Here is a 20,761-nt window from a genome sequence, read left to right as displayed (position 1 = left end):
AAGTAACTTTGTGCGGCATCAGTTCGCATATTTAATCGGCAAACTCTCAACAAAAAGAGTATTTAATTATTGAGAGATTGCTTTTGCTAATTAGCTTTAACTTGTGAATAATACAGTATTCACAACAAACAGTGGTGTTTTATTTTGTGTGTGAAAAATGGGTGTGAATTACTACAATTTAATGTGTACGAAAAGAGTCGGTTGGCTATGCCTACTTACTGCTTTTATTTCGCTGGGTGCATCTCCTGCAACTGCTCAACTAACTGCTGATAACTCTGTAAATAATTTTGAGAGCGCAGACAAAGAAAACAGTAGCAAGTTTTCAACTAATTCTAATTCTCTAGAATCGAATGCGATCGCTCAAGTAACCTCTGTATCTCAACTATCTGATGTTAAGACAACAGATTGGGCATTTCAAGCATTGCAATCGGTAGTGGAGCGTTACGGTTGCATTGTGGGATATCCTGACAGTACTTATAAAGGTAATCGTGCTTTAAGCCGTTATGAATTTGCTGCGGGATTAAATGCTTGCTTAGATAGAATCAACGAACTGATTGCTACTAGCACTGGTGACTTAGTTAAGAAAGAAGATTTAACTACTCTCTAAAAACTCCAAGAACAATTTGCATCTGAACTTGCAACATTGCGTGGTCGAGTAGATGCCTTAGAAACTCACACAGCTACCTTAGAGAAACAACAGTTTTCTACCACAACTAAACTTAATGGCGAAGCGATTTTTTCTTTGTCCACAGCGACAGGTGGAGAACCAGGCAGCCAAGATGCTAAATTAGCCTTCAATAATCGCGTCCGGCTCAATCTTACCAGCAGCTTCAACGGCAGTGATTTGTTGATTGTTGGACTTCAAGCTTACAACTTCAGATCGAGCGGTTCATTTTATGAAAGAGGAACCATTCAAGGCCAATTACTGCCGAATTCAAGTTCTTTTGGCGCAGGTTCAACTAAGTTAAGTTTTGAACCTCAATTTTCTGGCTTTAACCCCCAGACATTACAACCCGACGGCGGAGCAAATTCAGTTAGTCTTTACAAGCTAGCTTACGTCTTACCGTTGTCTCAGACATTCGTTGTCTTTGCTGGAACCAATGCAGAGATTACAGATGTTTTTCCTGCCATCACTCCTTACGCTAGCGATAGTCAAGGTGCAATCTCTCGATTTGCAGGTTACAACGCTGCTGTCAGAATTACAGGAGGTACTTCTGGTACGGGTTTACTAGCGGGTGCTGGTTTCTTGTGGAATCCTTCAAAACAAGTGGGACTCGGAGTTATCTATGGTAGTGGTTCGGCTCCGATATCAGAAGATCGCGGTCTTTTGAACACACCTTTGGGTGCAGGTGTCTTTAACGGTACACAAGCAATTGCTGCCCAACTAACCCTCAAACCAATCTCAACTATTGATATCGGCATCAACTATGCACACAGTTACCACACAATCAACATTCTAGGTACAGGCTTGGGTAGCGCTGATATTGCTTCTATTCGATTTACTCCCAATGCGGCACAACTGGCGAGGTTTGGTGGTGACGCTACACTAGCAACTCTTGATGAGCCAATCAATGTAAATTCTGTGGGTGCAACGGTAACGTGGCGGTTTGCACCGAAAACATCCCTGTCACTATCAGGTGCATTGCTTTTTGCTAATCTCTCGAATGTAGATGCCTCTACAACCTTTAGTAGCTGGTCGGCTGGGTTACATTTTAGAGATATTTTCCATGAAGGGAACACCGCCGCCGTCATTTTTGGACAGCCACTTTACCGAGAATCTGTAGCGGGAGTTGCTTCTCGTCCAGAAGACGCGACTCCCTATCATTTAGAAACATTTTATAACTATCGGGTCAGCGACAATATCTCCATTACCCCTGGTGTATATTTCATCTTTAGCCCTGAAGGGTTTAGTGCTAATGACACAGCAATTGTAGGCGCACTTCGCACTACTTTTACTTTCTAGAAGACTGGAGGCTGGGGATTGGAATCACATTGAAAATATTTTCAGCCTTGTCAAACATTATTGTTCGATGAGCTTGGTTAAAGCCGTCCGTCAACGTCACCGACGAACGGCTTCTCACTTTCTTGACACCTGGGCTGATGCCTTAACTTGACACCAACGACAGGATGCCCACCCTGATACTCTAACTTGCTACTGCTTCAGCAGGAGCTGCCTCAGCAGCAGTTATGGGTAAATAAACACTAACTTTTTTACGAGTTTTGCCCTTTCTCTCAAACATTACAACACCGTCGATTAAGGCAAACAAAGTGTCATCGCTACCAATACCGACGTTGTTACCAGGGTGAAATTTGGTACCGCGTTGACGCACGAGAATGTTTCCTGCACGTACAACTTGACCGCCATAACGTTTGACACCCAGACGTTGGGCATTAGAATCACGACCGTTGCGTGTACTACCTGTTCCTTTCTTATGAGCCATAATTTCCTCTTGTGTATCTACTTCTTTTATTATTCAGCAGCGGTTTCAACTTCTTCAGCAGCAGTGTTATCTACAACGGGGGTTTCCTTCTCCGGTTCTCCTTGGGCAGCAAACACTGCACCGTTAAAGGTGATGGAGTCAATCATAAGTCTGGTAATTTCCTGACGATGCCCCCGTTTTTTGCGGGTTTTCTTTTTCGGCTTCATTTTGTATACCAGGACTTTACGACCTCTGTAATGTCGCATTACAGTCCCTTCTACAGTCGCACCTGTTACTAATGGCTGTCCAATGGTGACTTCGCCATCGTGCTGCACGAGTAATACGGAATCTATTGTAACTTTTTCATCTGGTTCGATCGCCAGCAGTTCAATGTCGTAAAACCGCCCTGGCTCTACTCGTATTTGTTTGCCGCCAGTTTCAATAATCGCGTAGGTCATGGAATTGTCCTTGAGGTTGCCGTACAGGTAGCTGGTTTTTATCTCCTGTAGAGATGCTTTTGCCAGCCTTTGTAATATGTCTACCTGATCCGAGCAGGAATTAGACAGACAATCTAACATACTATTTTATTCATGGGCGTCAAGTCAAGCTATAGCAGGATTTTTTGCGTTTGGCATTGCTGTCTGGTCAACCTGAAGATGAAAAATCAGTTAATTACTCTGTGCGATCGCTCATTTTTCAAGAGTGGGGAGAAATTAGGCAATAGTCGTTATGAGCATCGCTCACCCGCACGAATGTAGAGTGTATTTACAAGAAATCAGAATTAATTATTGTTAGATAAAAATTACTACTATCTTAGGGCTGATTTTACAAAAACTTAACGTTAATATTAGTTTGAAACTTATATTTTTTTATCAAAATCAACACATTTTTCTTCTTTGTTTTAAGATGAAATATAAGGAATCTCATTTATAAATTCTTTACAAAAGTTAGTGAATCCTCAAAAGTTAAACTATCACATTCAAACCTGATATTTCAAACAGGAGATTGATTGTCATGACACAGCAAAATGCTGCGCGACTTTTTCAAGCTGTGAAACAAGATCAAGCATTACAGCAAAGACTCAAAGCAACAGCCGATCCAGAAGCCTTTATCAAAATTGCTCAAGAGCGTGGCTATGATTTCACCGCTAAAGAACTAGACAGTGAAATCAGCAAATTATCAGAAGAAGATTTAGCCGCCATCGTCAATCCAGGATGGGGGAATAGACGCCACATTTATCCTAGATAATTTCTCTTCTAGGAAACCGAAAGTATAGAAACAACTGATTGACAAGTTTTGCTCCTTAAGAGGATACTGTTGCATCATCTCCTTTACGGGTATTCTTGTTAAACACAAGGCTGAAATCCCTGATTTCCTAGAGAAGTCGGGGATCTTATTGTTTGCAAATGATTAAGTAGGGCTGTTATGTATTAATCGTCAGATGTCTTTATGCTGTGACAGTATCTACGGAATATCTGAAGAGAGTTAAAAATCCTTTCTCTACTCTCCATCTCGCCACCTGCTTAACTGATGAGTTAGGATGACTATATTTTAATCAGGTGATATGAAAAGAATAGAAGTTGAGCAAAGAACTATTTTAATTGGTTTGGCTGGTAGCCACGGCTATGGTTTAAATCGTCCTGATTCCGACTTTGATTATCGGGGAGTATTTATTGCACCCAAAAGGTACTATTTGGGATTTGATCGGATAGAACAAAAAGATACTGGTTGGGATGAGCCAGGAATATTTCCATTCGTTGATGGTAACAAAGACACGGTTATATATGAATTAAGAAAAATCCTCCAGTTATTAGCTGGCGCGAACCCCAATGTTTTAGAATTGCTCTGGTTAAATAACTATCCTTTTTTAAGCGCAGTCGGACAGCATTTAATCGATCGTAAACAATTATTTTTGAGCAAGAAGGTAAAACATACTTACACTGGTTATGCCTTTGCCCAAATCAAAAAGATGGAAACTCATCGGAAGTGGTTGTTAAAGCCACCGCAAAAAAAACCAATACCATCTGACTTCGCTATAGAAGACGAAGCACCTCTGAGCAAAGATGAGCTAAATGCTTTTCTGGAATATCTTTATAACTTAATCAGAGGACGGATTGAGTTTTTAGAAGAAGCGGAACAATTATATCAATTGCTGACAGCAGATATTGATTTTAAAGGAGTGTTAAAACAATATACTTTACCTGATGAAACTTTGGAATATACCCAAAAGTTAACCAATAGCCGTAAAGATTTTATCCGTCTGCTTCAGAAAAGCCAAAGCTATCAAATAGCTTTAAGAGAATGGAAGGCTTACTTATCTTGGCAGGAGAATAGAAATCCGGCTAGAGCAGAAATGGAAAGAAAGTCGGGTTTTGACCTCAAACATGGAATGCACTGCATTAGATTGTTACGCAGTGGAGTAGAAATATTGCGGCGAGGTGAAGTAATTGTAGATAGGAGAACATCTGGTGATTTTGAGGATTTAAAAGCTATTTTAAAAGGTGAGTATTCTTATGAGCAGGTGATGAAAATAGCAGAAGATTTGGTCGCCGAAATGGAAGTTGTTTGCGAACAATCTGCCCTACCTCATAAACCTGATTTGGAGCAAATTAATGATTTGTGTATGGAATTGGTGGAAATGCACGGATGGCATTAGCAGCCCATGTCTTGAGTGCTTTTAAACATTTTTGAGTAGCGGATGAGTTGCGTCCGCTCCATTTTTGATTCAGGCATAAATCATCAAAAATCTGGGCATTCGCCCTTGGTAGCTTCTGGGTGAACGTAATAGCGAAGTACCGTATTTACATCGTCTCCGATCCAGTAGGCAACTCTGTCGGGGGAGTTCCCAGCCGCGATCGCCCAAGTTGCAAAGGTGTGTCTGGTAGCGTAAGGGTTTAGGTAGGGAATTTTCTCCTGATTTGACAACTTCCTCACTACTCCGGTCTGATTTTTCCCGTCTCGGTTCCAAGCATGGCTTAACGCCGAACTAGTCATTGGACAGCCTCTTTTTGTTGAGAAGATACGGGAATCGCCTGATGCTGTTAGCTTCATCGATAGCAATAGTTCATGCAATTTGGCTCCGGCGCTGCACTGAAATATTCTGTTTTTACCGTTTTTTGTGCCTTTCTCTATCCCCAAAAGGTTTTTTGATCTAGAGATGCTGATCTGCAAGCAGTCTCCCGAAATATCTTTCCAGGTAAGAGCAAAGGCCTCTCCATGTCGGCAACCAGTCCAAAAGAGAAACTTTATGAGATTGCTGTAATGACTACATCGGTCATCAGACTCAAAAGCTTCGACTATTGCATCTCGCTGTTCAATGGTGAAAGCCCTACAATCATCGGTGTTATTCTTGATTTTCTTAATTTTTTTGAGGCTCTCAAACGGATTGGCTGCGATCATCCCTTCCTCTAAAGCCCAGCGACAACATTGGTCAAACCGCAGTAAATATTTTGAAGCCATAAACTGGCTTGTGTTCTCCATTAGCCAATTTCTGATTTTTGGCGCGTCTAAAAGTGAGCGCGATGGCAACCGGTCGATAGTTCTGCTTACTACTCTGTAAGTAGAGTAAATTGTGGTTGCCTCTATCTGCCTAGCCTGAAATTCTGTAAACATCTCCCACAACTCCCCCAAGTCGCCTTCACCTTTTGGGGGAAGGGAAATTAGGGGAGTTGCGATCGCACTAGGTCTAAACTGGTATCTCTCTAGGGTGGGGTCAAAGCGCCCCAGTGAAATATCTGTTTTTATAGCATCCCGGCGTAAACGCACAATATCTCGATTGCGTTTAAGGTCTTTTAACCCGGTAGATATTTGAAATTGCTTAGGAAAACCCCTGACCCGAAACCGCAGCAAGAGTTTGTCTGACCGTGGATCGGAGCTAATCCACTGGTCTTCATAAATCGTCGTCATATTCATCTGGAAAAAATTTGTTGCGAGGATAAATCAGGAAATCGCTCTCCCAAAATTCATCAGACTGAAGCTCTGGTAACGGTGTGTTCGAGTAATCATAAAAATAACCTCTTGAGTATTCATCCCCATCGGCAGGTATCTCAACTGCCGACATGAATTCCTCTCCTTCCTCGTATTTCGCAGCATCCATGAGCCAAGTGTTGAGCGCCTGATGAAATATATAATGGCAAGCGCAGCTAAAAGTAACTTCTTCGGTTAACTCCAGCGAATCAACTACCAGCAATCCTCCTTCTGGATGAGCGCGATAAGGAAGCTTTACCGGATCAAAAAAACCGGAATTCCAAACTTCTGTCTTGATAGCAATGAGATCGTATGCATTGACACCGTAGCCAACCCTGGGGAGCTCTACCAACAAATGACGCGAATGAGATTCCGGGAACCAGAAAGAGGCCGGAACAATGTGATAAGGTAATGGCCACGCCCTGGCTAACCTCTTGCAGTAGAGGCGATCACACTCAAAAAACTCACAGATTAAACCAATTGGGCATTCACTCATTTTTGTTCTAAGCCCAAAAGGTGTCTAAATTTAAATCTGCATGAACCTCAATGGAATGTTCTGCTTCATCTGCATCATAGCTATGCTCAATTTCACGGATTTGTAAGTTCCATACGGAATCACCATCGTGCTCTTCTGATATTCCGAAGGCTTTAGGTATTCCTGTTTTCCCTGTAATATCAAATTTATCGCCTTCTCGTGGCAATGCCTGTAACAAGACATTTTTGATGGTGTGTGGGTATTGTTCAATTTCTTCGGGCGGGAATATTTTTAATCTGACTTTAATCATTTTTTTCTTTGAAAATCCAAAATCTTAGGGGTTGAAAATTTTGTCTACAGTTGCCAGAAAGGTTATGGAATAGCAACTTTAGCCGTCTACAGCCGATTTTTTGGGGCTGAAAAATTGTAGACGCTGTAGACGGACTTGATAACCTCAACAGGTGAATTTAAGAGCGATCGCAACAGCGTTTAAAATCCCTTGCCATCACTCATTAATCCACCTGCAAAGCTTTGCCTACAGCCTGTAGACGGACTGTAGGCAAACTATAGACATTATTTTGACCACCTCCAGCCCAGGCGATCGCCATTTCCCTCTACTTCCCCCAATCCCCTATCAGCCATAGAAACGAAGAAAATCCTTATCTCATCTGGCTGCATACCATCGAATAGGCGTGTAGCCCGACTGAGCATTCCAGCCTTTAAAATCTCGCCTGGGTGCTGTTGACCCCAGTCAAGGATAAATTGCTCATACTCATTCATGGCTGACGGTTGAGATTGCACCTCCTCTTCTCCCCCGCCGGAGGTTTCTGGCTGCACCATGCTCCCTGCTCCCCAGTTGCTCAGGTCAAGTTCACAAGGACAGTCATCGACCATGAACCGCCTTTTGCCACCAGCTTTAAGCCATTGCTCTAGTTGAGGATCTTTGAGTTTGCTCCTGGCGTGGTCACACCCGAACTGCCCCAACCTCACCAACACAAAGCAGCTGTAGAGGGTGTCCTTGTCACCTTGCAAGCCGTAATTTTCAGCCGTGTCATTCTGGGCCAAAGCACAAATGAACTGTTTATACCTTCTCCCGCGCTTGGCGTGACGCTTGATCCACGGTGTAGCGTTATCACACTCGTCAACTAGGATTGGGAACTCCTCAGCGATTAGGAATCTTTCACGACCAGCGATCGCGTTATCTCCCCCCTCCCCGCGCAGTTCAACAAGTTCCTCCAATGCCTTGAGGTCGTTGCCCATTGCGGTGTCGATGGCTTTGAAGTTGCCTTTTCTGCCAATAACATCGGCTTGATCCAGCCAAGCCCAATCATCGGGTTTCGCGTCGCTGTCGTAGACGACAACTCGACCACCGATTTTGGAGGATAGATACTGGGTGAAGGTTGACTTCCCGTCGCCCGTGCCACCGACTAAAGCAACGTGTTTTTGTTTTTTCTGGATGTACTCAACTGGGTCGGTAATTAAATTCTCTGGTTTCCAATTAGCATCAACAGCGCCAACAGTTAGTGCTAGCTGTGCGGTTGTCTGTGTCTGGGTTCTAGCTAAAGCTTGGAAGTTAAGCCGCGATGCTCGGTCGATGTCACCAAGGGATTCTCTCAGCAGCTTGGCTGTTTGGCGATGCCTGCGACCGACTTCTAAAGTCCCAACAGATGCACCCAGTATCCACGGTTTATACTCTGGCTTTTGACTCGCTCCTAAAAATAACAGTCCACAGCCTAGAGTCAGGCTTCCCCAAAATGACCACTTGGCACAGGCGTACATCTGTAAGTGTTGATGTAACTGGGAAGGGTGTAAATCACTGCTCATATTCCCAGCAGCACCCCCACAGCAACTAGTCCAACCCGCAGTAGCAGAATATCTTTGACCTCTGGCACGGCTTGCCGTAGGTAAAGGGTGACAATTCCAGCGATCGCCAACACTCCCAAGACTCCCAGCCGGATAAATCCAGGGAAGGGTATACTCACCCAACAGCTACTTAATAAAGCGGGAATCGCTACCGTAGAAGCAAGGGTATAAGCTAAGTCTGGTAGATTGTCTGGCAGCGCGATCGCGTCTGCCCATCCCTTTTTAAATTCCCCCAGTTTAGATAACTGGGGACTGGGGATTGGGGAGTAGTGTCCGCTGCTGCTCGGAACCTCAACGACTATTTTTTGCTCATCTGCCATACTGCACCTCAATTTTGAAGTAGAAAGGGCGATTACTCTCCTGCTTGCACAGTGCTGCGATCGCAATTACTAGAGCCGCGATGGTACAAATTAGGATCATTACTTGATTCACCCCTGCCCTCCTAGCAATTTGTCAGCCGCGTCCAGTACTGTCTGCCTCTGTTCTGCGGTCAGCTTGTCGTTGCCGTCACAGGGAATAACTTCCATCTGTGTCCCGGCTCGGTAGAGGGCATTATTCTGCAAGTTTTCGTCATCTGTGGTTGTGGCTTGCTTTACATAACGCTGAACGTAGGATTTGTTGATGTCTTCTGTCATAATCTTGAATGTGTGGTTTTCATTGATGTGGCCGCATAACACGGGCGATCGCGCTTCTTGGAAAAATGCGATCGCCTTTAAAAATCGGTTTTACTTGCACTGGTCGAATTGAAGTTAGTCACAACCCAAACCTGTGTAGAGTTGCGGATCGATGGTTTGAACTCAATTGGCCGTCGGGTATCTAAACAGATGGCGCGGCCATCATTTAGCTTGACGTGCAAGTTCTTCCCGTTCTTGGAACGAGAGAAGAGTTGACCGACTTCAAGTAATGCCCAGGTAATCGGCGAGTTACCCACTACATAGTCGGCTTGATGGCTTTCATATCCCTCAGAGAGTGGGTCAATGGTTAAGTCCTTCCACTCCTTCTTGCGACCTTTACGGCTGTTAATGGGGCTTGGTCGTTGCCCGTTAAGTGGTTTGTCTGTGGTCTGTTGGTCGGTCATAGTGCGTTAGTAGTCGCTCAATAAAGTGGGTTAACTTTGGGCTTCAATCGCTTGCACAGAAATAGATTCAGCGTTTTCTCGTTCTAAATTCGCCGCGACAATCTCCTTTAATAAGCCGATCGCAATGTCGGCTGCTAGCTTTAGCTGATCCTGGTCACTGAGCAAGTCGCACAAGCTAACTGTGTTTTCAGGGATGTCGGCAAAGCCGCATTCGCTCCACTGATCCCAGACAGAGGTTTTTTCTCGCCAAGCAAGGAAGACTAAGGAAGCCAGCCCTGTTGTCTGCGAAAGGGTGAAAATAGACATCTCTCGTCGAATAGCGTCTGTTGTATCCATGAGTAAAATCTCCTTGAGATAATAAATCCACCTGTTTTTATGAAGGCGATCGCTTGCGAGTAGTGTTCGCCTTTTTTTCTTTGCACTGTTAACCCTGCGATCGCTACGACTTATGGGTTAATACAGTTGTCAATTAATACATTCAGCATGGATGAAAGCTAAGTACCGCTAACCCAGCGACGCTACGACTTATGGGTGAATGCAGTTGTCAGTTGTCCGTTGTCACTTTCCCCTAGCAGGTCTTTCATTTGCTCAGTGCTGGCAGGCTGCTATCTCTGTCTGTTTTGGGTCGGGAGTTACTTGTCAAAAATAGTTCTACCCTGGTACAACTATAAATAGTCTAATACTGCCAGGGTTAAATGTAAAGATAGTACAGGGGTAGAATAAAAATGTTGTACACGGGTAGAAAAGATGCGAAAACCACTGCATGGGCAGAGGAAAAAAGATTTGACATTAACTCTCTCGCCGGAAGGGGTAGAGAAACTGGAGGCGAAAGCCAAGGCATTGGGTGTCAGCAAGAGCGAATTAGTGGAACAGATGGCCAGAGATCAAATCTCCTCATTGACGGAGCAAGAACTTCTGGGGGAACAATTGACCACTTGATTGGTGAATACTCTGATCAGGTGGCGATTAAGGAACTAGAAAATCAACGCATCGAAGACGAGATATCTCGTCTAAAGTCAAAGATCGAAGAACTTAAATTATTAAAAGAGGAATTAAAAACCCCAGCAGACGCAAAAGTTTAAGCCGTCCTACCATTCGCAGGCAGGACGGCTTTTTCATGGATATGTCGCCTACTGCCATCAGCAGGTGACGCATCTGTGATTATTGGGTGTCTAATTGCGATCGGAGATCGTCCAGGGGTGACTGCGTTTTATCCTCTTCTAGAGTGGAATCTTTGAAAAAAGCCTCTGGCTTATCAGGGATGAATTCTAGCCGAAAACGGAATCGCCCCTTTTGCCAGCCTCCGCCTACTGTACGCAATATTTCACATGAGAGTCCTTGTTCAGCAAACCATTGACCCTCATTGCCCTTGTTATTACTGTTACTGCCCGACCATGTTTGTATCGCTTGAATGACCCGACTAAGTTTAATCATGGTTTCCATTCCAAAGTCTTTCGACTGAATTGCAATAACGTCATCCTCGTTCAAGCCCAACTTACCATCAGGGTCTAACCCAAATCTTTCGATACTCATTTCGATTTTCTCTTTCGGTATAGAACATGGCGGCTCAAGTTGACGCTTGATCCGCCTTCCCTAATCTTTCCCAGACCACCAAGGAATAAAACCAATGATCAGAGCTAAATTCACCTGCCAGCAAAACACCCTCAACCACGAAACCCAGACATCAACAGTTATCCTCACCCCAGTAACCACTAACCCACCCAGTGAAGAAAACCTAACTTTCTGGCAAGCCACACCATCTGGTCGAATTGAACTCCAAATCACCAACCCAGAGGCAGCCTCTCAGTTTTATGTAGGGTATGACCTTTACGTTGACTTCACCCCTGCTAGATAGTGCGATCGCTCCTACCCAATGCCCAATGCTGATAGCAACTTTAACCACAGAAACAGGACAGATATTAGCCAGTAAGGAAATGATTGCCGTTGTGAGATTTCCGCCTGCTGTTTACCTCGACGGCGGACTTTACCTATTTTTGATGCTGCGATCGCCGTCCGAGGCATTCTACAGGCAAACCAATTATTATCTCTTTCCCCCAACACCAGTAGAGGAGGAAGAATTCACCGGAGATTTTCCTGGGTATCTTCCTTACTTGGCTTAAAACCAGAGGCTAACTATGAAAGTGATTCTAAAAATCACCACTGGGCAAATAGCCGAAACAAGGGAATTGGTCGGCGTTCTTGAATTCCCTAATTTCATTTTCAGCAAAGGACATCTTTACCAGCTAGTAGAGCGGAACCTCTCAGAGGCAACTTACCAGTGGGAGGAATGTTTTCTAATGCCCAATGACCAATGACTAGAAAATATAAACTCTCGGCAAAGGCAGTCGATACAAGGATTCTAGCCATTTGTGCCCTAGACCGATTAATCGACTACATCCGCACCATTGACCCAGACTTAAAACCCGACGAAGCCACATTACTAGCAGCAATTACATTACACAGCTTGCCACAGCTATTCCAAGAGACCCCCTTGCTAGTAGATCGCTTCAGAGATGCAGCAGCAGAGATGAAGCGCAAGCGGAATGCCCAACAACCAACAACTAATGACTAACTTATGACTCAGCAACAAACAGACCTCCTGCTAGCCCTTTGTAAACCCTACTTATTCGACTTGCTGGCGCTCTTAGCCAAATCTGCCAAGTACGATAATGACCCAATCTCCGACTTAGTGGAAGAAGAAAGCTACAAATTTTCGGCAGAGGTACTCGAAGTCATCAATCAACTTAGTTACAAAGAAAAAGTTTCAGCGATGAACGAGATTACCTACTGGCTAAGTTCATCTGCGGAGACAGAAAAACAGGCATCAAGCGACCTCGCCCCAAAAGAACTCAGTAGCGATCGCTCTAACTAATGACCAGTGTCCAACGACCAATAACCAAACCAACATACGAAAGATTCAGCGAATTAGTAGGTAAAACAGACCTCGAAATGTATCGGCTGGGCTGGACAGAAGACCAAGGTCGAGAGCATTTGATGAAGTATTACGGGAAGCGATCGCGCCTCCAGTTGACCGAAGACGAATTAGATAACTTTCTGCTTTACCTGCAACTTACCGATTCCCCAGCCCCTACCCCCTAAATCAAATGTTTGGCTTCGACGGTTCAACCAAGGCGATCGTTCATTTCCTTAAACAAATCAAGGACAACAAGGAAGGCGACAAGCTTACCCACAAGGAAGTACGGGCATACGGAAGGCTGATGCTGGCATTAATCCCCGACTTATCAGTTGATCGCCCCGAAGAAATCAAGTGCCTCCTGGCGGCAATGTCCACCGCAGGACTTCCACACTACGATCGCTCCTTCGCGGCAAAACAGATTCTCAAATTACTAGAGGAACAAGAATATCAGCGTTCCCAACCCGGCGATGGATTTTGAAATTAAGCAATTTATCACACGCAAAAAAAAACTCACCAATTTAGGAACTGGTGAATCCAAAACTAAAACGTCAATAAACAATGAATAAATATTTAGAAAGACTAGGCGGTAGAATATCCGTTACTTTCCCACATTCTACCACATCAAATAATTCAAAGCTAGCTAATTTGGGGGTAGAGAAATGACACAAGGTATCTTCCCATTCCCCCAACAGCAGGTTGACTTCAAGGATAATTCAGATAAATTACCGCCATACGAAATAGAGTCCGAAGAAACAGTCATTGGTGGTATATTAGATGACCCAAATGCAATTTATCGCATCAAAGACCGACTAAAGCCAGAACACTTTTACATAAGTGCCCATAGAGACATTTACAAAGCCTGTCTAGGACTTTGTAACAAGGGGAAACCAAATGACTTGTTGAGTGTTACTAGCTTTCTAAGAGACCACGGCATCCTTGCCCGAATAGGTGGTCAAAATAAGCTTGCTTCTGTAGTCAAATGGAACGTAACTACAGTCAACATCGACCACATGGCCGACTCGATAATAAAAGCATTTGTTCACAGACAGATGATTGAGTTGGGTGGCACAATCAGTAATTTGGGATATGAAACCTATCGAGAATTACCTGATTTATTCGCGGATATTACCGAGAGAGTTCAGTCAATTATTGAGACACCAGTTGCCCCAACAAAAGAAGAACACGAGCAATGGTTACACGATAGATTACTGTCAGAATTGACAACTATTTATACAACTTGCGCTCAACCATCTCTCAGACTTCTGAAGTTGAAAAAACTAGCAGATGACCACCGTCTTTCGATGGGATTCTTGGAACAATTTTATTTGAAAGCACTCGTTGCCCAATGCAGCAACTTGCTTACTTATGATGAATTAAGAGAGCTAGCAGGCTCCACAGTTCGCGAATGGCTAATCAATGGACTCATTCCTAAAAGCACAACCATCTTGCTAGCATCAGACGGTGGAGTTGGCAAAACCAAATTTGCTTATGCGATTGGCAAGATTTTGATCCAAGGCACTCAGCTTGGCTCATTTCTAACCACCGGAAAAAGGAAGATTCTTTACTACCAGGGAGATGAAAGCCCTGGCGATATGCTACAAGCCCTAGATTCAATGGGTTATTCAGAAGAAGATATCGGCGACTCTGTTCGTGTTCGCTTTGGCTGGAGTGCTGAGAATATGCCAACTTTAATTCAGGACTTAAAGGAGTTTCAGCCGGAGCTTGTCTTCATTGACTCGCTATCTACTGCCAATCGGTTTTCAATTTACCGCGAGTCGGAAATGGAATATTCCCGCCCCATATTAGAGATGACCGGACTCGCTACCCAGTACAAAACCACCTTCGTGATTATTCACCACATGAACAAGGGGGGTGAGGTTAGGGGCACGACCGCAATTAGAAACGCAGTTAGTGAAGTTTGGACGCTATCCAAGGACAACAAAGAAACTGCGACTTCCTACGACCGGATATTAGAGATCGACAAATCGCGATCGCGATCCTCCAGCAAGAAATACCGAATGTATTTCAACCCAGAAGACCTTAGCTTTACCTTTTTGGGAGAAGAGGGAGAAGCATTCGGTGGCCCCAGTCAATCTGCCAAAGACAGTACCTTAGAGCTTTTGGCATCTCACAGAAACATTAAATTCACCAGTGAAGAGATAGCCCATCGACTAGGCATCTCCAAAGACTACGCTCGGCGATACCTCAGAGAATTATCATCGGATGGATTAATCAGCGTCAAACGCCACCCAGCAGCTAAAGGTGAGAAGGCTAAACCCAACGTTTATTTCCTAGCCTATGAACGATCGCCAAAGGATCACCCCTCGGATCAGACCCCCTCATCGTCTGTAACGACTGATAGTAATGGCTTACAGCCTAACTCAAAATCTGGTATAAAAAAACAGGATCAGTACGAGGATCAGACCCAGGATCAGACCCACTATTCAAGTACAGTAAGCGATACAGCCTCTAGTGATCCTCAAGGGGCTGAAAATCTCGGAAAAATGCCCAGCAAAGAATTTTTAGAATCCAAAGTGAGTGTTGAGGATCACCTGAAGCTGAATGGCTTGTCAGATAACAATAGTGGGTCTGATCCTCGTACTGATCCTCCCCCGATCCTGTGTGAAAATATACATACTAGTCAAACAGCCATTGAAGCCTTATCAGTTAAAGACTCTGGCAGTTCTCTCCAGGGTGATCCGGGGGGTGATCCTTCAGGTGATCCTCTGCCATTGCCTCTCATCGAGGAGAAAGCCACCTACTGGAGCCTGTCTTTTAAGCAAGAAGCAAAAGTATTCCAAATTTTCGATGAGTTCTCTGAGGCTAGTTGCAATGTCGCTGGAAGAGGACGATTCAGCCTAACCTTCACCGATTTACAGTGCTGCGAGCAATCCCCCAGGAGCGATTTTAGGATCGGAGACAAAGTAGTTATTCTGGTTGGCAAGCACAAAGAAACGTTGGCCACTATCACCAGTATTAAAGCCGATGGTATCCGGCTAAAACTTGAGGATCGCCCCAAGCCGATGACAAAGGCTTACTTCCCGCACCAGTTGGTCAAAAGTCCTGAATCTTCCCCCATACAAACAGAATTCAAAGTTGATGATAAGGTAGCGGTCATTAGTGAACACAAAAAATTCAAAGATAGAGTGTTCACAATTAGCGCTGTTCACCCAGGTGGTATCTGGATTCAGATAAAAACCAGAACAGGAAACGACTGTTATGGTCCATACCAGCCAAGTGAACTTAGAAAAATGAGTGGCTAACCGATGTAGCTTGCCGCCACAGGTATCGCACTCAGCACTAATGAAATGCGATCACTCTTCTACCTTGAGTGCGATGCCTGCGGCGGGCTGCGCCTACGCGCTTGGTGTATTTATTTGTAAGCCTTGTGAATAGCGATCGCCCTCAGCCTATTCTCTCTAGGCGATTTTGTCCTCTGCTGTTTGTAAATATTTGTATAATTTGTTTCTTCAATAGATTCAGTACTGCTACTCACGCAAACTGCATCGTATTATTGCATGACTTCCTGTTTTACCTTCGTAAAGGGTGAAACAGGTACGTTTTTGTTGTGTACATAAGTAAAATTGCTGGAATCGCCTCTAGGTAAGCATTGTGAGATTGTAAAAACTACCACTTTTACATAAAAGTGGAACATTTACACAAATCTTGCTAACGCATACAACAGATTTATTCACAACATTTAAATCTGCTTTTATTTGAAATGGAACCAAATCTTGGACAAGTTTTTGGAACGGGCACTTCACGTCTAGCAAGTGGAGCTACTACCACTACAACAGGTCTTTTCATTCCTGATAGTGCTTTAGTAACAGCAGGTTTATCGAGTCCATCCACAGCTACGGCAGAAGGTCATTTGGTGGCTTTACTGCTAGCAGCAAAGACTTATCTCACACAAGAAAATTTTGACGCTAACACCGATCAGAGCTTGATTGTTGCTAACGGGTTCTCTTCATTCACAACACGAGGGACTAATAACGACAGCTATAGGCAGGATCAGTTAACAGTATCTATCTCTAGGCTCGACACTGGCTCTACTATCAACCCAAGTGATTACTAATGGCTAATGCGACAGATCCCAGAGGTTGTCCTGGCAGTTGGCAGTTGTATGATAATTGGTCGGGTCATCCTACTTTTTCAGGACTTGATACCTATTCGGGTTTTGAACTTGACGATCCTACGTGGACATTAGCACCAGGTTCATCAACGACTTGGCAACTGATCTGCGTTGGTACAGATAGCCGCTCATTAGCTTCTGCCAGCATTAACGATCCAAGCAGTACTCTGTATTCGTCATCAAAGACTTTTGTCAAGGATGATTCTAGTTGCACCACTCCAGCACCAGTAACACCATACGACTGCATCAATGGTGCTTGCATCAAAAAGTCAGTTTACAACACACCAGGTTTGTATCAATCATTATCTGATTGCGAAGTTGTTTGTGGCATTGGGTGTAGCGGCAAGTGTATTAGCAATAGTGATTGGTCACAGATAGAAGGTTTATCGCATCAATTAAAAAATCGGAATTGCGGCTAAATATATGAGTACCTCCAGCGTGATTGGGAGTATGCAATCAGCGCTCGGTTGCGCTGGAAAGTGCGATTGTTGTGCGAACCTTCAGCAACAAATCGATGCAATTAATGCAAGGCTTGGCAACATCAAACCTGTTAATGAATTGTCATTAAAAAATTCTATCAAAGCTTCACTACAACCAGAGCTTACGACTTTTGTAGCTGGCGCTGTAGTAGTAGCTACAAACAAACTACAGCCTCAAATTGACACACTCACCAGCCAGGCAAGGCAGAACCTTGAAAAACTATTAAACGCAGAAAAAGTAGGTAACAACGGACTTGCAATAGCAACACAAACCGCCAAAAATGCTGGTGCCGATCGCGCTGAAATTGCTAGGATTGCTAGACTAGCTCATCAAGCTGATGTTGCCGCAAATGCAGCATCAACAGCCGCCGGCACTTCAACAAAGGTTGCAAACACCGCCTTTGATGCAGCAGGTAACGCACAGAAAAAAGCTGCATTACTTGAAAAACAATCAGCCGATGCCTTCAAACGGCTGAATCAAGTAGAAGATATCGCTGCTACGGCGGGGCGGGAGTCGAAACTAGCAAGCGGTTTGTCAAATCAAGCAGTATCCAGGTCAGGACAAGCTGTCACCGAAGCAACCCAGGCAGCAAAAGATGCGCTTGATGCTAATAATGCAGTAGGCGGGTTCAAAGGAACGGTAGAAGGATTAAAAGGGCGAGTCGGCGCACTTGGGGAATCAATCGCAAGACTAGAAACAGCCGTAGGGAATGCTGTTACCAGTGCTGCAAAAGCAGTAGGCATAAGCGAAGCGGCTCTAAATGCAACTGGTAGGATTTTAGGGAAAATAGCGGAAATATTTAATATCATCGGTACTTTTGCAGTGCTTTTTGAGCAACTAGCAACTCTCAATGTATTAGGCGGGCGAATTGATGCTGTAGAAAATGGTGTAGTGGCACTTGGTAACGATGTATCCCGTGTACTTGGCAAGTTATTGGGACTACAAAACCGCATTGGTGCTAACGAAGCATTGACAGCGCAAGTAAAAAACATTGCTCTTGATGCTAAGGATATTGGCGAGTCAGCGAAACTGCAAGCGGGAGCAGCACAAGTGACGGCAACTCGTGCAGAAAATTTTGGGGCAACTGCAATCAGTAATGCAAAACAAGCCCAACTTACTGCTGACGGTGCGGTAAGAAATGCAAGTATTGCAAATGATAATGCTACTACTGCATACACCAAGGCTACACAGGCGGAAGGGATAGGGGAGCAGGCAAAGCGCATTGCTGGTGATGCGCTAGGCAAAGCGGGTATTGCACTGACTACGGCGCTGACTGCTCTTGCACTTTATCAAACAGTAAAATCTTTGCGTGGACTGCAAGGATTACCAGGCAGGCAAGGTGATAGAGGTCCGCAAGGGTTGCAAGGCATACCGGGAAGAGATGGTATTAACGGGTTGAACGGGGTAACTACTGTAGTGCAAATCCCTGGCACACCTGGGACAAGAGGGCAAACAGGAAGGCAAGGTGTACCCGGCATACCCGGAAGGAATGGAACGGACGTGAATCCAGCAGAAACAGCCAGTTTAAGGGCGCTGATTATTTCACAACACACTCAAACTCGTGCAAACAGTACTGTTCAACATACAGCAACAAGAACAACAATTTTAACGCCAATCATGGCAGCACTAGCGCCGATATTTGCTATCTGTCAGCAGATTTTAAATGTCGTCAGTACAGCTGCAAGTGCAGCACAGTTGGCATTGTTAAACATCATTAATAGCAAGCTTGGGGCACAAGTCACAGGAGGCATTAGCGGGTTAGTAACAAGTGTTGCTCAGAATACTTATGTTGAAAAAGCACTTGCAGTCTTAACTTTTGCAACTACATTACACAATGCATTAATGCTGACAAATAATCTAGGGCAAACACTAGGAAGTATTATTAATACAGTACTGAGTTTGGTATTACCCAAGGGGCTTGATGGAACACCGCTTGATATTGGTGCTGTTCTTGGCAAGACTACGGAAACACTTATTAAAGATGCAATCGGTGCTGATAATTACACCAAGCTAACCCAAGAATGGGCATTAGCAAATAGAATTTATCAAGCATCAGCCAACGTTTTCAATGCAATAACTAACGCTACAAGTACTCTAATAAATGGATTGGAAGTTATCGGTAGTCATACAGCGAAAATAGGTAACGCACTTAAGAAATGGGGCGTCCTTGGCGAACGAGCTTATGAATGGTTTCATCCCAACCCAAATTTTCATAATAACTATTTTACTTTTCTAAATAATGCTGAAACTGCTGCCAATACCATCCAAGCTGTGGTGCAAGTTCCAGTAAGTATCGTGGAAGCTAAAAACCAAATTGATAGCTCCAATGCCGAATTTCAATCAGCCATAAAAGGCGATAAAAACCATGATGGTACACCGAAACAGAGCGGTATTGCCACTGAAGAGAATAAGGATAAAAAAGCAGAGTTTGACCTTGCCAAAGCAATTAGTACTACTTTAGATGTCGCGCTAGACGATATTTTTGATGCTGGAGATTAAGAATGAGTGATACTATAGACAGCACGAGTTTACCCGATGATTTTGACCCGTGGGAACATCTGCAAAAACAATACAATACTCAGCATAATTTACTTGTTAGGAAATATTTCTCGGATCACGATGATAATTGGGTTCCAAATATCGGCGACCCTAGAAGTGGTTTAAGAACTGCGGTAACAATGCAAGATACGGATAATGATGCTATTCGCAGTCTCCGGCACAATTTTTTTTACGATTTATTGGGATATGGCAGAAAGAATTTACTTGTATACTACGGTTCCAAAGAAACCATTGAGCCACCAGTTGAGGGTCATCCAAAGATAGTATTTTATTTTTCACAAGATTCTGCATCTGTTCCATCAACACAAGATTATAAAGCCGATGCTGAATACAGTGTTAGATTGATGGATTTGGAAAATACTTCTACCAACTTGCATTCTAAATTAGTCGAAATAGCCAATGAAATTAAAACACAATTTTTAGAAGGAAAACAAGGAATTATTCTTACTAAAGGAAATCTCGGCGTAATTTATAAAGACCCAAAACATGGCTTCTCAAATGGACGCAGGATATTAGCCAGTACCGAAGCTGATGCAATTGATATTTACAGAAGAATGTGCAATGTAATTGATGCTCCCTTTGATGAAGAGAAAATTACTATAGCAAATCCAAAAAAACCAAGCACCGTAGGAAATGTTACGGAAACGCAAATAATTATGGGTAAAACGCGCAAAAAACGCGGCTATCGTCGTGTGGTAAATGTGCGATTTCGGTATGCTTACGCACTTATTCCGGGCGAACCACAACCAGTATTTTTAATAGATACTACCTACAGATATAATCCCCTAGTTAAAATTTGAAATCACCCTTAAAAAACAAAGCTAAAAAACAAAGGAAACATTAAATGTTTCCGGGAAAAAAGAAAGCCCAA

27 protein-coding genes and 1 pseudogene are annotated in these 20,761 nt (G+C 43.8%); 16 read left to right on the top strand and 12 right to left on the bottom strand.

The genetic code is table 11. The annotated features are described in order from the left end of the window. Positions 1-157: 157 nt before the first annotated feature. Positions 158-1,963: pseudogene (locus V7K44_RS04985) on the top strand (iron uptake porin). Between the two features lie 181 nt (positions 1,964-2,144). On the opposite strand, the gene rpmA reads toward V7K44_RS04985, so the two are convergent. Continuing rightward, on the bottom strand, positions 2,145-2,441 hold the full coding sequence (gene rpmA, locus V7K44_RS04980) for a 50S ribosomal protein L27 (protein ID WP_099099325.1): 297 nt from the start codon (positions 2,439-2,441) through the stop codon (positions 2,145-2,147). Between the two features lie 29 nt (positions 2,442-2,470). Further along, the gene (rplU, locus tag V7K44_RS04975) at positions 2,471-2,878 is read right to left on the bottom strand and encodes a 50S ribosomal protein L21 (protein ID WP_334929246.1); all 408 of its coding nucleotides are present in this window, start codon (positions 2,876-2,878) and stop codon (positions 2,471-2,473) included. A 556-nt stretch (positions 2,879-3,434) separates the two neighbouring features. Here rplU and V7K44_RS04970 point away from each other — a divergent pair. Together V7K44_RS04970 and V7K44_RS04965 are read left to right on the top strand one after the other, a co-directional pair. Continuing rightward, a complete protein-coding gene (locus V7K44_RS04970; RefSeq protein ID WP_334929218.1) occupies positions 3,435-3,668 on the top strand; it encodes a Nif11-like leader peptide family natural product precursor in 234 nt (77 codons plus the stop codon). A gap of 316 nt (positions 3,669-3,984) precedes the next feature. Further along, positions 3,985-5,076 (top strand): nucleotidyltransferase domain-containing protein, encoded by a 1,092-nt coding sequence (locus V7K44_RS04965; RefSeq protein WP_334929216.1) that lies wholly within the window; start codon positions 3,985-3,987, stop codon positions 5,074-5,076. 83 nt (positions 5,077-5,159) lie between these two features. Here the strand turns inward: V7K44_RS04965 and V7K44_RS04960 are convergent, their stop codons facing one another. The 9 genes from V7K44_RS04960 to V7K44_RS04920 form a co-directional block, all read right to left on the bottom strand. After that, positions 5,160-6,326 carry a tyrosine-type recombinase/integrase gene (locus V7K44_RS04960; protein WP_334929214.1) on the bottom strand — a complete coding sequence of 389 codons (1,167 nt, stop codon included), beginning with the start codon at positions 6,324-6,326 and terminating at the stop codon, positions 5,160-5,162. Next, positions 6,310-6,738 (bottom strand): hypothetical protein, encoded by a 429-nt coding sequence (locus V7K44_RS04955; RefSeq protein ID WP_334929212.1) that lies wholly within the window; start codon positions 6,736-6,738, stop codon positions 6,310-6,312. Before V7K44_RS04955 ends, V7K44_RS04960 begins: the two co-directional genes overlap by 17 nt. A gap of 151 nt (positions 6,739-6,889) precedes the next feature. Further along, positions 6,890-7,171: a hypothetical protein gene (locus tag V7K44_RS04950; RefSeq protein WP_334929210.1), complete on the bottom strand. Its 282-nt coding sequence runs from the start codon at positions 7,169-7,171 to the stop codon at positions 6,890-6,892. A 263-nt stretch (positions 7,172-7,434) separates the two neighbouring features. Continuing rightward, entirely contained in the window at positions 7,435-8,685 is a 1,251-nt protein-coding gene (locus V7K44_RS04945; RefSeq protein ID WP_334929208.1) for a hypothetical protein, read from the bottom strand. Next, positions 8,682-9,044 (bottom strand): hypothetical protein, encoded by a 363-nt coding sequence (locus V7K44_RS04940; RefSeq protein ID WP_334929206.1) that lies wholly within the window; start codon positions 9,042-9,044, stop codon positions 8,682-8,684. Before V7K44_RS04940 ends, V7K44_RS04945 begins: the two co-directional genes overlap by 4 nt. Beyond that, positions 9,034-9,156 (bottom strand): hypothetical protein, encoded by a 123-nt coding sequence (locus V7K44_RS04935; RefSeq protein ID WP_334929204.1) that lies wholly within the window; start codon positions 9,154-9,156, stop codon positions 9,034-9,036. Before V7K44_RS04935 ends, V7K44_RS04940 begins: the two co-directional genes overlap by 11 nt. Further along, positions 9,153-9,359, bottom strand: a complete 207-nt coding sequence (locus V7K44_RS04930) for a hypothetical protein (RefSeq protein WP_334929202.1) — start codon at positions 9,357-9,359, stop codon at positions 9,153-9,155. The genes V7K44_RS04935 and V7K44_RS04930 overlap by 4 nt, the downstream gene beginning before the upstream one ends. Before the next feature lie 77 nt (positions 9,360-9,436). After that, positions 9,437-9,802, bottom strand: a complete 366-nt coding sequence (locus V7K44_RS04925) for a hypothetical protein (RefSeq protein ID WP_334929200.1) — start codon at positions 9,800-9,802, stop codon at positions 9,437-9,439. 30 nt (positions 9,803-9,832) lie between these two features. Further along, complete coding sequence (locus V7K44_RS04920; protein ID WP_334929198.1) at positions 9,833-10,138, bottom strand: hypothetical protein; 306 nt, start codon at positions 10,136-10,138, stop codon at positions 9,833-9,835. A gap of 411 nt (positions 10,139-10,549) precedes the next feature. Here V7K44_RS04920 and V7K44_RS33100 point away from each other — a divergent pair, with 411 nt between their 5' ends. Next, positions 10,550-10,741, top strand: a complete 192-nt coding sequence (locus V7K44_RS33100) for a ribbon-helix-helix domain-containing protein (protein ID WP_442940661.1) — start codon at positions 10,550-10,552, stop codon at positions 10,739-10,741. A gap of 222 nt (positions 10,742-10,963) precedes the next feature. Here V7K44_RS33100 and V7K44_RS04910 read toward each other — a convergent pair whose 3' ends face one another. Next, positions 10,964-11,335, bottom strand: a complete 372-nt coding sequence (locus V7K44_RS04910; protein WP_334929194.1) for a KGK domain-containing protein — start codon at positions 11,333-11,335, stop codon at positions 10,964-10,966. Positions 11,336-11,429: 94 nt separating this feature from the next. Here V7K44_RS04910 and V7K44_RS04905 point away from each other — a divergent pair, with 94 nt between their 5' ends. The 12 genes from V7K44_RS04905 to V7K44_RS04850 all read left to right on the top strand — a co-directional run bounded on the left by V7K44_RS04905 (position 11,430) and on the right by V7K44_RS04850 (position 20,690). Next, positions 11,430-11,657, top strand: a complete 228-nt coding sequence (locus V7K44_RS04905; protein ID WP_334929192.1) for a hypothetical protein — start codon at positions 11,430-11,432, stop codon at positions 11,655-11,657. Then, complete coding sequence (locus V7K44_RS04900; protein WP_334929190.1) at positions 11,623-11,922, top strand: hypothetical protein; 300 nt, start codon at positions 11,623-11,625, stop codon at positions 11,920-11,922. Before V7K44_RS04905 ends, V7K44_RS04900 begins: the two co-directional genes overlap by 35 nt. A gap of 15 nt (positions 11,923-11,937) precedes the next feature. Continuing rightward, on the top strand, positions 11,938-12,117 hold the full coding sequence (locus V7K44_RS04895; RefSeq protein ID WP_334929188.1) for a hypothetical protein: 180 nt from the start codon (positions 11,938-11,940) through the stop codon (positions 12,115-12,117). Further along, entirely contained in the window at positions 12,114-12,374 is a 261-nt protein-coding gene (locus tag V7K44_RS04890) for a hypothetical protein (protein ID WP_334929186.1), read from the top strand. Before V7K44_RS04895 ends, V7K44_RS04890 begins: the two co-directional genes overlap by 4 nt. Before the next feature lie 3 nt (positions 12,375-12,377). After that, on the top strand, positions 12,378-12,674 hold the full coding sequence (locus V7K44_RS04885; protein ID WP_334929184.1) for a hypothetical protein: 297 nt from the start codon (positions 12,378-12,380) through the stop codon (positions 12,672-12,674). Next, a complete protein-coding gene (locus tag V7K44_RS04880) occupies positions 12,674-12,901 on the top strand; it encodes a hypothetical protein (RefSeq protein WP_334929182.1) in 228 nt (75 codons plus the stop codon). The genes V7K44_RS04885 and V7K44_RS04880 overlap by 1 nt, the downstream gene beginning before the upstream one ends. 119 nt (positions 12,902-13,020) lie before the next feature. Continuing rightward, positions 13,021-13,197, top strand: a complete 177-nt coding sequence (locus V7K44_RS04875; protein WP_334929180.1) for a hypothetical protein — start codon at positions 13,021-13,023, stop codon at positions 13,195-13,197. A gap of 181 nt (positions 13,198-13,378) precedes the next feature. Then, positions 13,379-15,982: a DnaB-like helicase N-terminal domain-containing protein gene (locus tag V7K44_RS04870; protein ID WP_334929178.1), complete on the top strand. Its 2,604-nt coding sequence runs from the start codon at positions 13,379-13,381 to the stop codon at positions 15,980-15,982. Positions 15,983-16,440: 458 nt separating this feature from the next. Then, positions 16,441-16,794, top strand: coding sequence for a hypothetical protein (locus V7K44_RS04865; protein ID WP_334929176.1), 354 nt, complete (start codon positions 16,441-16,443; stop codon positions 16,792-16,794). Then, complete coding sequence (locus V7K44_RS04860; RefSeq protein WP_334929174.1) at positions 16,794-17,270, top strand: hypothetical protein; 477 nt, start codon at positions 16,794-16,796, stop codon at positions 17,268-17,270. The genes V7K44_RS04865 and V7K44_RS04860 overlap by 1 nt, the downstream gene beginning before the upstream one ends. Positions 17,271-17,274: 4 nt before the next feature. Continuing rightward, positions 17,275-19,830, top strand: coding sequence for a collagen-like protein (locus V7K44_RS04855; RefSeq protein ID WP_334929171.1), 2,556 nt, complete (start codon positions 17,275-17,277; stop codon positions 19,828-19,830). A 2-nt stretch (positions 19,831-19,832) separates the two neighbouring features. Then, positions 19,833-20,690 (top strand): hypothetical protein, encoded by an 858-nt coding sequence (locus V7K44_RS04850; RefSeq protein WP_334929169.1) that lies wholly within the window; start codon positions 19,833-19,835, stop codon positions 20,688-20,690. Positions 20,691-20,761 lie beyond the last annotated feature (71 nt).

Source organism: Nostoc sp. (assembly GCF_036917235.1).
Classification (GTDB): domain Bacteria; phylum Cyanobacteriota; class Cyanobacteriia; order Cyanobacteriales; family Nostocaceae; genus Nostoc.
This window is presented reverse-complemented; position numbering and strand designations above follow the sequence as displayed.